At 52.5% G+C, this 14,172-nt stretch carries 11 protein-coding genes; 9 read left to right on the forward strand and 2 right to left on the reverse strand.

Going from position 1 to position 14,172, the window contains the following annotated elements:
- On the reverse strand, positions 1-133 hold a 133-nt coding region (locus ACOCD2_RS04475), incomplete at its 3' end, for a helix-turn-helix domain-containing protein (RefSeq protein WP_419625615.1).
- A 275-nt stretch (positions 134-408) separates the two neighbouring features.
- Between ACOCD2_RS04475 and ACOCD2_RS04480 the strand changes: the two genes are divergently transcribed.
- The 9 genes from ACOCD2_RS04480 to ACOCD2_RS04520 are packed head-to-tail and all read left to right on the forward strand — an operon-like array spanning position 409 to position 13,508.
- Positions 409-618: a helix-turn-helix domain-containing protein gene (locus ACOCD2_RS04480; RefSeq protein WP_293652916.1), complete on the forward strand. Its 210-nt coding sequence runs from the start codon at positions 409-411 to the stop codon at positions 616-618.
- On the forward strand, positions 615-2,132 hold the full coding sequence (locus ACOCD2_RS04485) for an N-6 DNA methylase (protein WP_419589432.1): 1,518 nt from the start codon (positions 615-617) through the stop codon (positions 2,130-2,132). The genes ACOCD2_RS04480 and ACOCD2_RS04485 overlap by 4 nt, the downstream gene beginning before the upstream one ends.
- Positions 2,129-2,356, forward strand: coding sequence for a hypothetical protein (locus tag ACOCD2_RS04490; protein WP_419589433.1), 228 nt, complete (start codon positions 2,129-2,131; stop codon positions 2,354-2,356). The genes ACOCD2_RS04485 and ACOCD2_RS04490 overlap by 4 nt, the downstream gene beginning before the upstream one ends.
- Positions 2,353-3,876, forward strand: a complete 1,524-nt coding sequence (locus tag ACOCD2_RS04495; RefSeq protein WP_419625611.1) for a type I restriction-modification system subunit M — start codon at positions 2,353-2,355, stop codon at positions 3,874-3,876. The genes ACOCD2_RS04490 and ACOCD2_RS04495 overlap by 4 nt, the downstream gene beginning before the upstream one ends.
- Entirely contained in the window at positions 3,873-6,644 is a 2,772-nt protein-coding gene (locus tag ACOCD2_RS04500; protein ID WP_419589435.1) for a TrlF family AAA-like ATPase, read from the forward strand. Before ACOCD2_RS04495 ends, ACOCD2_RS04500 begins: the two co-directional genes overlap by 4 nt.
- On the forward strand, positions 6,641-7,822 hold the full coding sequence (locus ACOCD2_RS04505) for a restriction endonuclease subunit S (protein ID WP_419589436.1): 1,182 nt from the start codon (positions 6,641-6,643) through the stop codon (positions 7,820-7,822). The genes ACOCD2_RS04500 and ACOCD2_RS04505 overlap by 4 nt, the downstream gene beginning before the upstream one ends.
- Positions 7,815-7,955, forward strand: coding sequence for a hypothetical protein (locus ACOCD2_RS04510; protein WP_419589437.1), 141 nt, complete (start codon positions 7,815-7,817; stop codon positions 7,953-7,955). Before ACOCD2_RS04505 ends, ACOCD2_RS04510 begins: the two co-directional genes overlap by 8 nt.
- A complete protein-coding gene (locus ACOCD2_RS04515) occupies positions 7,945-10,530 on the forward strand; it encodes a DEAD/DEAH box helicase (RefSeq protein WP_419589438.1) in 2,586 nt (861 codons plus the stop codon). Before ACOCD2_RS04510 ends, ACOCD2_RS04515 begins: the two co-directional genes overlap by 11 nt.
- A complete protein-coding gene (locus ACOCD2_RS04520; RefSeq protein WP_419589439.1) occupies positions 10,527-13,508 on the forward strand; it encodes a type I restriction endonuclease subunit R in 2,982 nt (993 codons plus the stop codon). Before ACOCD2_RS04515 ends, ACOCD2_RS04520 begins: the two co-directional genes overlap by 4 nt.
- Before the next feature lie 80 nt (positions 13,509-13,588).
- Here ACOCD2_RS04520 and ACOCD2_RS04525 read toward each other — a convergent pair.
- Positions 13,589-14,172 (reverse strand): tyrosine-type recombinase/integrase (locus ACOCD2_RS04525; protein ID WP_419625613.1); only part of this gene is annotated, 584 nt, incomplete at its 5' end.

Genomic DNA, 14,172 nt, shown 5'->3' on the forward strand with positions numbered 1-14,172 from the left:
CATCCCCGCGTTCTATCTTGCTTAGGTAGGCGGGCTCCACACCAATTCGCTGAGCGACCTGCCGCACGGAAAATCGGCGATCCTCTGCTTTCAGGGCCTCGCGATGTTCACGGATGTATTTACCGAATGTCATGTGTACTATATACTACACATAATACATTTTGGCAATCCGGCGACGGATGGGTGAATGACTGTGGGTAGGTTGGCTTCATTGAGAAACTGCCAGAGCCTATAGTTTCGCCAAATATAGATTGTAATCGGTTGAAATCGGCAATAAGCGGTTGACACGAGGCGCTAAACCGCATAGTTTTTGAGTATTTGCTCCAAGTGCTGGTGGCTGCTGACTCTCGCGTCGGCAGTTCGCAGACCTATGACGTTTTGAATCGTCACTCACGAGGATTTTGACGAATGGTTGAAATAGAAGACCGCTGGTTATCAATAACCGAGATATGCAAATACCTCGGAGTCAGCAATGACACGGTTTACAAGTGGATAGACAAGCACAGCATGCCCGCCCACAGGATGGGGCGTCTGTGGAAATTCAAAAAAGATGATGTCGATGCATGGGTGAAAGCTGGCGGTGCAGCAGATATGGCGGGATCGGACAAATCAGAATGAGCGCGAAGAATAGAAACAACAAACCGGCCGATTTTGATATTGGAACCCTTTCCGGACATCTCTGGGAGTCTGCCAATATCCTGCGCGGTCCAGTCGATGCGGCCGACTTCAAGACCTATATCTTCCCGCTACTATTCTTCAAGCGGCTCTCCGATGTTTACGACGAGGAGGTTGTTGTCGCCCTGGAAGAGTCGGACGGGGACGTGGAGTTCGCCCAGTTCCCCGAAAACCACCGCTTTCAGGTACCAGAGGGTTGTCATTGGAAGGATGTCCGTGCCAAGAGCGCCAATATCGGCCATGCGCTCCAAAAGGCCATGCGATGCATCGAGCAGGCCAATCCGGATACCTTGCATGGTATCTTTGGCGACGCCCAATGGACTAATAAGGACCGCCTCTCCGATGCGCTCCTTAAGGACCTTATTGAGCATTTTTCGTCGCTCAACCTAGGTAATGAGCTCTGCAAGGCGGATATCCTTGGCCAGGCCTACGAATACCTGATCAAGAAATTCGCCGACCTTACCAATAAGAAGGCCGGTGAGTTCTATACCCCGCGCTCCGTGGTCGCACTGATGGCCCGTATCCTTGCACCTACGGCAGGAGAGACCATCTATGACCCAGCCTGCGGGACCGGCGGCATGCTTCTCGAAGCACTTCATTACATTAAAGAGCATGGTGGTGACGAGCATCTCATGCTGGGTAAGCTCTACGGCCAGGAAAAGAACCTGACTACATCCTCCATCGCCAGGATGAACCTCTTTCTCCACGGTGCGGAGGATTTCCATATCGAGCGCGGTGACACTTTACGACAGCCAGCATTCTATTCAGGCGACGGTCTTGCAACCTTCGATTGCGTGATCGCTAATCCGCCTTTCTCTCTGGATAAGTGGGGAGATGACGTCTGGATTAATGATCCTTACGGACGCAACTTTGCCGGGTTGCCGCCAGCCAAGTCCGGTGACTTCGCTTGGGTTCAGCACATGATCAAATCCATGGCCCGTAAAACGGGGCGCATGGCGGTGGTAGTGCCCCATGGCGTGCTGTTCCGCATGTCCAAGGAAGGCAAAATCCGCCGTAAGTTGCTGGAGATGGACATCCTCGAAGCAGTGATTGGCCTCGGGCAGAACATTTTCTACGGTACCGGCCTCGCGCCTTGCGTGCTGGTCTTCCGGGACAGTAAGCCGAAACCGCACCGTCAGAAGGTGTTGTTCATCGACGCCTCCAAGGAGTTCAAAACCGGCCGGGCGCAGAACGAACTGCTGCCGGAGCACGTGGACAACATCCACCACTGGTACGAAGGCTATCAGGATATCGAAGGGATCTGCCGGGTGGTCACACTCGATGAAATCCGGGAAAACGACTTCAACCTGAACATCCCCCGTTACGTAGAACCGGTGATCGAGGAAGAATCGATGACCATCGATCAGGCCGTCGCCAACCTCAAGGAATCGCTGCAGGCAGCGTATGCGGCTGAGGATCGCCTGAAAGGGCTGCTGATACGGGAGGGCCTGCTTTGAAGATGTATCAGTACAGGTCGCCAATCAGCCGTTTCCTTATCGAACCACAAGCCAATGGCCGCTGGGGCCTGCGGTTCAAGGACGAGTTGCTTGGGTCCTATCACTCAGCCCTGGCTGCGGCTGATGACGTCTACACCCAAGCAACTGGTGACTACGACTGGGACTCCCTGGATGGCGTCGATATTCCAACGGACATTTACGAATGGGAAGTGCTAGCGCGATGAAGAAGAACAAGCACATTTCCCAATCCGAGCTGGAATCCTATCTCTGGGGCGCGGCCACCTTGCTGCGCGGCTACATCGATGCCGGGGACTACAAACAGTTCATCTTCCCGCTGCTGTTCTACAAGCGCCTGTGCGACGTGTACGACGAGGAGCTGGCAGATGCGCTGGAAGAATCAGGGGGCGATCAGGAATACGCCGCACTGCCAGAGCAGCACCGCTTCCAGATCCCGGAGGATGCTCACTGGAAGGCGACTCGCACCAAGGTCAAGAATGTGGGCAAGGCCATCCAGGACGCCCTGCGTGCTATAGAGAAGGCCAATCCCGATACCTTGTACGGAGTCTTCGGTGATGCACAGTGGACCAACAAGGACCGCCTGCCGGATCACATGCTGCGCGAGCTGATCGAGCACTTCAGCTCACAGACTTTGTCACTTTCCAACTGTCCTGAGGATGAGCTGGGCGTGGGCTATGAGTTTCTGATCAAGAAATTCGCCGACGATTCCGGGCACACCGCCGCGGAGTTCTATACCAACCGCACCGTGGTTCACCTGATGACCGAGATGCTCGAACCCAAGCCGAGCGAGTCGATCTATGACCCTACCTGCGGTTCGGCGGGTATGCTGCTCTCGGTTGTTGCCCACCTAAAACGGCAGAACAAGGAGTGGCGCAACCTGCACCTCTACGGTCAGGAGCGTAATCTGCTCACCTCGGCCATTGGCCGCATGAACCTGTTCCTGCATGGCATCGAGGACTTTCGCATCGTTCGGGGAGACACACTGGCCCATCCCGCCTTTGTCGAAGGGGACCGGCTCATGCAGTTCGATGTGGTCCTGGCCAATCCGCCGTACTCCATCAAGCAGTGGGACCGCGATGCCTGGGCCGCCGATCCGTGGGGCCGGAACATCTACGGCACTCCACCCCAGGGCCGCGCCGATTATGCCTTCTGGCAGCACATCATCAAGAGTATGAAGGCCAAAACCGGCCGCTGCGCCATCCTGTTTCCGCATGGCGTCCTCTTCCGCAATGAAGAGCAGTCGATGCGCGAGAAGCTGGTTGCCCATGACGTCGTCGAGTGTGTGCTGGGCCTCGGGCCAAATCTCTTTTACAACTCGCCCATGGAAGCCTGTGTCGTCATATGTCGTATGAACAAGCCCAAGGCGCGCAGGAACAAGGTGCTCTTCATCAACGCGGTGAACGAAGTAACCCGCGAGCGTGCGCAGAGCTTTCTCACCGACGATCACATCCAGCGCATTGTCGCTGCCTACCAGGCTTTCGGCGACGAGGATGGCTTTGCCCGGGTGGTCAGCAATGACGAGATCCGAGAGAAAGGCAGTAATCTCAGTATTCCGCTCTATGTTCGGGTGGACAACGGGAACGGCAACGGCAACGGGTCGGCCGAAACCATCAGTCTAAAGCAAGCCATTGCGAACTGGCAGGAAAGCTCAATGGCCTTACGAGAATCGATGGATTACCTCTTCGAGGTGCTTGAAGACGCACGTGTAATGGGAGGTGCCGAATGAGTACAGAATGGAACTGGGCTGGCGCGAAATGGTGGAAGTTCGACTTCCACAATCACACACCAGCATCGGACGATTTTGGGAAAGGTCCTGACCAAGCCCAACATAAGCAAATTTCCCATAAGGATTGGTTGCTCAACTACATGCGGAAAGGTATCGATTGCGTCGCAGTTACAGACCACAATTCTGGTGCTTGGATTGATCCACTGAGGCAGGCGCTTCAAGAGTTGGCATCTGAAAGCCACCCGGATTATCGACCTCTCTACCTATTCCCCGGTGTTGAGATCACCGTTCAGGGGAACATCCATATCCTGGCAATTTTTGGCACCGACAAAACAACATCGGATATTGATTCCCTGCTCGGAGCCGTGAGGTATAGGGCTACCAAAGGAAAAAGTGATGGTTGCTCTGAGTGCTCTGCCGTTGAGGTGATTGACGAAATCGCAAAGTCTGGCGGGTTAGCGATTCCTGCTCACGTCGACCAGACCAATGGCCTTTTTGCCATATGTACGGGCAATACACTCGAGCAGATTCTCGACAACAAAAATGTATTTGCCATGGAGGTGGTGGACCTTGCGCAAGCAAAGCCGCAACTCTACATCGGAAAGAAATTAAATTGGGCAGAGGTTCTTGGAACTGATTCCCATCATCCGTCAGGAATCGCAGGTCAACGCTACCCGGGAAGTCATTTTACTTGGGTAAAGATGTCAGAGCCGTCTTATGAAGGGCTACGATTGGCACTCATTGATGGTGCACTATCTCTAAAACGGTCGGACAGTTTTACCGGAGATCCCAATAGCCATGGACCACTCATCATCGAAAGCATTGTCGTTGATAACGCAAAATACCTGGGCAGAGGGCAACCCTTATCCTGTCTACTAAATCCTTGGTTAAACACAATTATTGGTGGACGAGGCACTGGAAAATCGACCTCACTGGAGTTTCTTCGAATTGCTCTCAAGCGAAAGGAAGAGATACCAAAGAATTTGGAGGATGAGTTTGCAAAATACGGCCAGACATCAAATAACCGCCAAGACGAAGGTCTTTTAACGGATTCAACGATTATCAAGGTCGGCTTTCGAAAGGACGGCGGACGCTTCCGGATCACATGGTGCAACACTGAAAACAAGTACACGATTGAAGAAGAGACCGGACCCAGCGCCTGGAGTGCATCCGAGGGAGACATTGCCCAGAGATTCCCAATCAGGATGTACAGCCAGAAACAAATATTCGAGCTTGCGAAGCATCCACAGGCGCTGTTGCAAGTTGTCGATGATGCCCCGGCAGTTAACCATCGCGATTGGCAGCTCGAATGGGATGAGCTGATTTCCAAATACCTATCGATTCGTGCACAGGAGCGCGAAGTCCAGGCTGGACTTCAAGAAGAATCAGTAATCAAGGGTCAGCTTGAGGATGTTATACGCAAGCTAGAGGTTTTTGAAAAAGCTGGCCATGCTGGTATCCTCAAAACATACCAACTCAGACAGAATCAGAGCAAGGCTATCGACTCCTGGGAAAGCTCTTGGAGCGATTCAGCCAGCCAGGTTCGTGGCATTTCCAATAGCCTATTGCCGCCCGAGATGGATTCACAGCACTTTAATGCTGAAAATCCAGATGAGAATGCATTGCTCGACGCAGTAGCAGGCGTCCGAAGTAAATTTGAAAAGCTACAGAACGAGATTAATGCAATCGCTCAGCGGATGGACGATGCGAAAAAGGAATGGGATCAAGCAAGGCCCGGTCTGGAGATATCGAAGAAGATCTCAACGGCGAATCAGGATTATTCCGAACTACTTGGTCAGCTCACTGCTGTTGGTGCTGGCGACCCTTCTGCATACAGCCTTTTAGTTAAACAGAGGCAAGACCTTGAGGAGAAGCTCAAAGACTTCACTAAAAAGCGGGAAACACTTGCTCAACACCAGAAAAACGCTGAAGAGTGTCTATCCAAGATCCATAAGCATAGGGGCAAAATCACTAAGCTTCGTGAGGATTTCCTTAAGGACACGCTGGTCGGCAATTCGTATGTGCAGATCAATGTTATTCCTTTTGGAAGTAAAGTCACGATCGAAGAGGAATTTCGCAAATTAATCGATAGAAGCAATGGCGGATTTGACCGCGACATTGGTGTGATTGATGGAGATGAGGGCCTATTGGCTACTCTTACGCAAAACTCTACCAAGACAATGGAAGAAAGAATTGCTGCGCTCAAATCCTCACTGTATGCAATCCATACGAACGATCTCGTTGCAGTAGCAGTGGCCAAAGACAAACGCTTTGTATCCCATATCCAAGGATTGACTCCCGAGCAGATAGATCGAATCCAGTGCTGGTTTCCAGAAGATTCGTTAGATGTAAAATACAGCCTAAAGGATGGCGATAGTTTCAAACCAGTAGAACAAGGGTCGCCAGGCCAGAAGACTGCTGCCCTCCTGGCCTTTATTCTTTCTTATGGCACAGAGCCTCTCGTACTTGACCAGCCAGAAGATGACCTCGACAACCATCTGATCTATGACCTGATTGTAACGCAACTGCGAGAGATCAAGCAGAAGCGGCAAGTTTTGGTCGTCACACACAACGCCAACATCGTCGTGAATGGTGATGCTGAGAATGTTCTCGCACTTGATGTAAAGGGTGGACAAACAAGGATTGTGACTCAAGGGGCATTGCAGGACGTTGCTGTGAGAAGCGAAATATGCCGAGTAATGGAGGGCGGACGAACTGCGTTAGCTGAGCGTTATCGTCGAATTATGGCAGGGGAGCTTGGAGAATGAGTGCGCAACTCAAAAAGCCCGGCTGGGGCATGATCAAGTTCGGCGACATCACTGAGAATGTTGCTGTGCGGGTGGACCCTGCCGATGCCAAGACCGACGTCTATGTCGGGTTGGAGCATCTCGATCCCAGCACGATCCATTTGCGCCAGTGGGGGCATCCGTCCGATGTCAGTGGGCAAAAACTGGCCTTTAAGAAAGGAGATGTAATTTTTGGTCGTCGCCGTGCGTATCAGCGCAAGCTTGCTGTGGCGGAGTTCGATGGCATCTGCTCAGCCCATGCCATGGTAGTGCGGGCAAAACCCAAGATGATCCTGCCGGAGTTCCTGCCGTTCTTTCTGCAGTCGGACATGTTCATGGAGCGGGCCATTGAAATATCGGTGGGCTCTCTCTCGCCAACGATTAACTGGAAGACGCTGCAAGTGCAGGAGTTCCCGCTGCCGCCTCTTGAGGAGCAGAAGCGCATTGCCGAGATCCTTTGGGCGGCGGATGAGGCGGTTGAAAAGTACAAAGAATCTCTTAATGCACTAACGAGCATCAAGAGCCGAACATTTAGGGAATTATTGAAGCATAAATCAACCGTGGAAGTTTCGTGTGGTGAATTGTACAGCCTCCCACCACGGAATGGCTCTTCACCGAAAACCAATGCCTCTAGAATTGGAAGCCCAACGTTGAGTATTGGTGCCGTAAGGGATGGAAAAGTTGATCCGAATGGGAATACAAAATACGCAGAAATATCATCATCGGACCTGGAAAAGTTTCGTTTGATGGCAGGAGACATCTTAGTCGTCAGGGGTAACGGAAATAAGAATCTTTGTGGAAAAGCCGGACTTGTATCTGAAGTTCCTGACGACTGTTTTTATCCAGATCTTCTCATTCGTATAACATTCGACGGGAATAAGATTCTTCCTGCTTTTGCAGTCGCGCAATGGAATGACCCAATGAGTCACAGGAAACTTCTCGCTTATGCACAATCCACAAACGGAATTTGGAAGATTAATGGGAAGGATCTGCGCCAACATAAAATGCTGGTTCCTGCCATTGAGGTTCAGAAGGAAATCATAGAACAGCTATCAAACATCAGCGCTCGTGAAGTGGCAATATCTAATCACGTTGAAGTCCTTTATGGTCTTCAACGGCAAATCGCGAACGAGGTAATGGAGGGAGCCGCCCATGTATAACGAAGAAAACACTGTCGAACAGATGGTTCTCGATACACTCTGCGGCAGTTTAATCGACATGGTTGCTGAAGAGCTCGCTATTTACGGCGGTGAGCGTAATAGAAACCAAGGAGGCTTACTCCATGGCATTTAAAATTCCACAGAAATCTTCGGTATCCATCAAAGACCCTGAATCGTTGTTCCGCGACCTGCGGGACCGTACCGTAGAAGGCCTCCTTGCGCAGCAGGCCGACATGCTCCGCAACTACATGAACCATGTCGACAATCGTGATATCGCACTTGAGCTGCCCACCGGCAGCGGCAAGACTCTGGTTGGCCTCCTGATTGCCGAGTGGCGCAGAAGAACGAAACGGGAGAGATGTGTACTGCTCTGTCCTACCAAACAGCTTGTCCATCAGGTCGTTGAACAGGCCAAAGAAAAATACGGAATCAACGCCCTTGATTTCTCGGGGTCCAAGCACCAGTACTCGGAGGCCGATAAGACCGCTTTTAATAATTGCGAATCAATAGGCGTTGCCACCTATAGCGCTCTGTTCAACACAAATCCGTTTTTCAGCGACGTTCATACGCTCATTTTTGATGATGCTCACGCCGCCGAGAATTATGTGTCGAGTTTCTGGTCGTTGGAGGTCCGGCGCTATCAGGATGTATCCACCTTCGATGCAATCTGGCAGATTATCGCGCCTTACACCACGGAAAATGACCAACTCCGTTACGACCAGGGTAATGAGGGATCGCTTGATACATCCTTCGTGAACAAGATTCCGACACCTTATTTACTCAAGTGCAGGACCGCTCTGACGGCAGCGATTGACAATGCCTCCAGAGACGATGAGAGCCCGGAGGAATACGGTTATCGATGGCGCAAGATCAGAGATCACCTCCACGCCTGCCATCTTTATTATACCAGCAATTCCATTCTCATTCGTCCTCTTATCGCGCCCACCAAGAGCTTTGCGCCGTTTCAGAATGCACGGCAGCGCATTTATATGTCCGCGACTCTCGGAGAAGGTGGGGATCTGGAAAGAATTTTCGGGCGTAAGAAAATCGAACGGATACCTGCGCCAGAGGGCTGGGATAAGCAGGGAATCGGTAGACGTTTCTTCGTGTTTCCTATGCGGATGTGGGATGAATCGACTTCATTGAGCCTCGCGATTTCCTGGACTACGAAATTTGACAGAGCACTCGTCCTCACTCCAAGTAACCGCGACGCCGACAAAGTCAGAGAAGCCATTGAGGCACTTCCGGAGACGCAGGGCCATACCCTCTTTGACGCCTCACAATTGGAGGCGTCGAAGAAATCATTTACCCAAGCAGGCTCCGCCATTGCGGTTCTGGCGAACAGGTATGACGGAATCGATCTGATCGGTGACGAATGCAGATACCTGATCATCTATGGTCTTCCGGAATCCACAAATCTGCAAGAACGCTTCATCATCAGCCGCCTTGGGGCCTCTGTCCTCTTCCAGGTTCGCATCCGCACCAGGATCACTCAGGCGGTAGGAAGATGCACGCGTTCATCAACCGACTACGCGCTCGTGGTTATCATCGGCGACAAGGTGCATCAGTATTTCCACATGCCGGAAAAGAGAGAAACACTGCATCCGGAACTTCAGGCCGAAGTCAATTTCGGTGTCGAACAATCAAAAGTCGATAATTCGTCTGAACTGGGGGATAACATCGACATATTCGTTGCCCACGGGCCAGAGTGGAAATCGGCTGATAGCCATATATTGGAAACAAGAGACGAACTGACTCAATCGCCCATACCATCGGCAAGTCCGCTCGGGAACTCTGTTGTACATGAAGTGAAATTTCACGATGCCCTTTGGTCCGGCGATTTTGACAGCGCGCTCTCTTCCGCAAAAGACGTGTTGGCCAGCCTTGCCGGTGGACATGATCTGAAGGGATATTCTGCTCTTTGGAATTACCTTGCTGGCTCAGCAGCCTACCAGGCGGAGCAAGCACAGGTAGCTCAAGAACATTTTTCGGCAGCCTTTTCATGCGCCAGTACGTTGCCATGGCTCAAACAGATTCAAAAGCTGCTCTCCAACCAGACACAGGAAGCACCTGTCGATGTCATTTATGGAGAGCGCATCGAGCGTATTGAAGGAGTCCTCGAACGGTTTGGAAAGTCCGGCAGCGTAAAAATTGAAAAATATTTCCAGGCCATCCGGGAAGGGCTTTCAAACACGGAGGCGAAGCCGTTTGAAGAAGCGCAGGTCAAGCTCGGTCGTCTGCTGGGCTTTGAATCGGGGAACACTGAGCGATCCGGTGATCCGGACCCGTGGTGGATCTTTGGGCGACAGGGCGTTGTTTTTGAGGATTACACAGCAACCGGAGAGAACCCTGTCGTCTCAAAAGAGAAAACACTTCAGGCCAAGGCCCATCCGGACACCCTCGCAGCAGAACACCCGGGAGTAAGTTTCTCGGTCGTGTTCTGCTCGACGTCGGACAAATTGCATTTCGCTGCGGAACCTCATACGGGGGATGTTTTTTACATCAGCGTTGACGACTTCAAGAAGTTTTCAGAAGAGTGCATGGCAACAATGCGAGCGCTATGGGACTCTTTCCGGTCGCCTGGAGTTATTGAATGGAGGGAGCTTGCTGCACGCAAGCTGGCCGAAACGAAACTGGGCAGCGATGACATTCTGGCACGTTTGACGAGCAGAAAACTTTCCTCTTTGGCAGGAGGTGGACGGAAATGACCTACTTCAATGAGGAAAATACAGTTGAACAACTTGTGTTGGATACTCTCATCGACAAAGACAGTCAGTGGTGTGTTGCTGAGTCTCAAGCTGATTACCTCGATTCACGCCTTACCCCCCAGATTTTAAATCTCAAATGGCACTTTGTGCCCGCCGAGGAACTTCCGCGCCAGCACTCCGACGTTCTGGTAGAGTCGATGGTGCGAGATGCTCTCATTCGCCTGAACCCGGAAATCAAAGCTCAGCCCGACCGCGTCGACGAAGTACTCTACCGCCTGCGAACCATTCCATTGTCGGTACAGAGTGAAGGCCTGGTGCGTGCCAACGAGCTGTTTGCCGAATGGCTGCGGGGCGAGAAGTCCATGCCCTTCGGCGAACGCGGCGAACATACGTCGGTGCGCCTGATCGACTTCGACGACCTGAGCAACAACGATTACGTGGTCACCAACCAGTGGGTCTATCCGGTCAAGGAGGGTGGCCGACGCTTCGACATCATCATGCTGGTCAATGGTATCCCACTTGTGATCGGCGAAGCCAAGACGCCGGTGCGTCCGGCGGTGACCTGGGTGGACGGAGCCAGCGACATCCACAACGGCTACGAACAGAGCGTGCCGCAGATGTTCGTGCCCAATGTCCTTTCCTTTGCCACCGAGGGAAAATGTTATCGCTATGGCTCGGTGCGTATGCCCATCGATATCTGGGGGCCATGGCATGAGGGAGAGAACAAGTCCGAGGGCACCCTAGCTGACGTGCAGCGCTCCATCCGTTCCATGCTGCGTCCTCATGTGGTGCTGGACATCCTGCAGAACTTCACCCTGTTCGCAACTGACAAGAAGCACCGCCGCATCAAGATCATCTGCCGTTATCAGCAATACGAGGCTGCCAACCTTATGGTGGCACGTGTGGTGAAGGGTTATCCCAAGAAAGGCTTGATCTGGCACTTCCAGGGTTCCGGCAAGTCGCTGCTGATGGTGTTCGCGGCGCAGAAGCTGCGAATGCACCACCAGCTCGGCAATCCTACAGTGATGATCGTGGTGGATCGCATCGACCTGGATACCCAGATCACTGCCATCTTCAACGCAGCCGATACGCCGAACATGATTGGGGCCGCTACCCGGCAGGAGCTGCAAAGCCTGCTGGCGGCCGATACCCGCAAGATCGTCATCACCACCATCCACAAATTCGGCGAGGCGGATGGCTGCCTGAACGAGCGTTCGAATATTATCGTGATGGTAGATGAGGCGCACCGCACCCAGGAAGGCGACTTGGGTCGAAAAATGCGTGACGCACTGCCGAATGCCTTTCTCTTTGGCCTGACCGGCACGCCGATCAACAAGCGGGACCGCAATACCTTCTGGGCCTTCGGCGCGGATGATGATGAGCAGGGCTATATGAGCCGCTATTCGTTCCAGGACTCGATCCGGGACAAGGCCACGCTTCCACTCCATTTTGAGGCTGTGGATGTAAAGCTGCACATCGATAAGGATGCCATTGATGAAGCCTATGCTCAGATGACTGATCAGCTGAGTGAAGAGGACAAGGATGACCTGGCAAAGCGAGCCGCCAAGATGGCAGTGCTGATCAAGGCTCCAACCCGGGTACAAGCCATTTGCCAGCATATTGTGTCCCACTATCAGGAGAAGGTGGAGCCGAACGGATTCAAGGCGCAGGTGGTTACCTTCGATCGGGAATGCTGCGTACTTTACAAAAGGGCACTTGACGAGCTGATTGGTCCGGAGGCCAGCGCCATCGTCATGCACACGCAGGGTGGCAAGGGAGATGAGTATGCCGAGTGGAAGCTTTCCAAGGATGAAGAGGAAAAACTGCTGGATCGATTCCGGGATCCTGAAGACCCGCTCAAATTCCTGATCGTTACCTCCAAGCTGCTGACCGGGTTCGATGCGCCGATTCTGCAGGTCATGTATCTGGATAAACCGATGAAGGACCACAACCTGCTGCAGGCGATCTGCCGTACTAACCGTGTCTATTCCGGCAAGACCCATGGCCTGATTGTCGATTACCTGGGCATCTTTGATGATGTAGCCACAGCTCTCGATTTCGATGAAAAGGCCGTGCAGAAGGTTATCACCAATCTGGATGAGCTGAAGAAGGAATTGCCCGGGCAGGTCAGCAAATGCCTCGCGTTTTTCCCTAGTGTGGATCGCACAGTCGGCGGATATGAGGGATTGATCGCGGCGCAGGATTGTCTGCCGGATAACGAAACTCGGGACAGGTTTGCAGCTGAATATTCGGTGCTCTCCCGTCTATGGGAGGCGCTGTCACCAGATCCCTGTTTGGGGCCCTATAAGACTGACTACAAATGGCTTACCCAGGTCTATGAATCGGTGAAACCACCCAGTGGTAACGGCAAACTGCTCTGGCATACGCTTGGGGCAAAGACCATTGAATTGGTCCACGAAAATGTCCATCTGGAAACTGTGCGAGATGATTTAGACACCCTGGTGATGGACGCCGAGGTGCTTGAGGAATTGCTCGATGCCAAGAACCCGGAGAAGAAATCCAAGGAGATCGAGATCAAGATTATTGCCCGATTGCACAAGCACAAGGATAACCCCAAGTTCGTTGCCCTGGGCGAGCGTCTTGAAAAGCTGAAAGAGCGGCACGAACAGGGCTTGCTCCACAGCCTCGACTTTCTTAAGGAACTGCTGACCCTGGCCAAGGAGGTTGTGCAGGCCGAGAAACAGGTGGATCCTGTTGATGAACAGGCCAAGGCCAAAGCGGCCTTAACCGAGCTGTTCGCCGAGGTGAAGAACGGCAAGACGCCTGTGGTGGTCGAGCGGATTGTGGCCGATATCGACGAGATAGTCCGCCTGGTTCGCTTCCCTGGTTGGCAGGACACCAAGGCCGGAGAACGTGAAGTTCAGAAAGCGCTACGCAAGGTGATTTACGTCAAGTACAAGATCAAGGATCAGGACTTGTTCGACAAAGCGTTCGGTTATATCAGGCAATACTACTGATTGGTGGAGGGACGTGTTAGGGATAACGATTTATGTCAATTAAGTCTATTTTCCTAAACGCAACTGAAGATAGATCAGCACTAGAGCGATTTCAGCGCTTCGCTGATCTGCTCCTCGGGTGGTTCTTCATAGATTAAGGTTGTGGAAGGGTTCACATGCCCTGCGATCTTCTGCGCGACCTTCACCGACTTCTTTTGCTTGTGGATCACGTTGGTAATGAGTGAGCGCCGCCCACTGTGGGAGCTGGCCTTCTCGATACCCGCCCAGCCACGCAGCATCAGGGCCATGTGTTCCTGTAGGGTATTGGGCGAGTAGGGACCAGCTTTTTGCGTGACAAATAACGGATCGGAGGGTTTAAGTGCCCTTTGTTTTTCGATCCTTACCATAAGGTGCTGCTCAAGCGCCTCGCGTAGATCCGGATCAACGAGCGGGAGATCCCGGGAGCGACCTTTATGTTTCTTTACCGGCGGATAGAAATCCGCTGGATTGATCTCGGCGCCGGCCTTGGCCATGGCCTCGATCTGGCGGATCAGTTGGTTGAAGGCCTCGATGTCAAAACTGACCGTCCGGCGCCGGTATTGGCTCTTTGAACGTTTCATGGCATCGGAACCCTTGGTGTAAGCGGCTGGCAACGACATAACCTCGAGCAGTTGAAAATCATCAC

The sequence above is a fragment of the Thiolapillus sp. genome, from assembly GCF_048562965.1.
GTDB lineage: Bacteria > Pseudomonadota > Gammaproteobacteria > Chromatiales > Chromatiaceae > Thiolapillus > Thiolapillus brandeum_A.

Bases quoted from the DNA above. Each gene is read 5' to 3' on its own strand.
- ACOCD2_RS04485 (WP_419589432.1), top strand. From the start codon at position 615: ATGAGCGCGAAGAATAGAAACAACAAACCGGCCGATTTTGATATTGGA.
- ACOCD2_RS04505 (WP_419589436.1), top strand. From the start codon at position 6,641: ATGAGTGCGCAACTCAAAAAGCCCGGCTGGGGCATGATCAAGTTCGGC.
- ACOCD2_RS04480 (WP_293652916.1), top strand. From the start codon at position 409: ATGGTTGAAATAGAAGACCGCTGGTTATCAATAACCGAGATATGCAAA.
- ACOCD2_RS04495 (WP_419625611.1), top strand. From the start codon at position 2,353: ATGAAGAAGAACAAGCACATTTCCCAATCCGAGCTGGAATCCTATCTC.
- ACOCD2_RS04520 (WP_419589439.1), top strand. From the start codon at position 10,527: ATGACCTACTTCAATGAGGAAAATACAGTTGAACAACTTGTGTTGGAT.
- ACOCD2_RS04500 (WP_419589435.1), top strand. From the start codon at position 3,873: ATGAGTACAGAATGGAACTGGGCTGGCGCGAAATGGTGGAAGTTCGAC.
- ACOCD2_RS04515 (WP_419589438.1), top strand. From the start codon at position 7,945: ATGGCATTTAAAATTCCACAGAAATCTTCGGTATCCATCAAAGACCCT.
- ACOCD2_RS04510 (WP_419589437.1), top strand. From the start codon at position 7,815: ATGTATAACGAAGAAAACACTGTCGAACAGATGGTTCTCGATACACTC.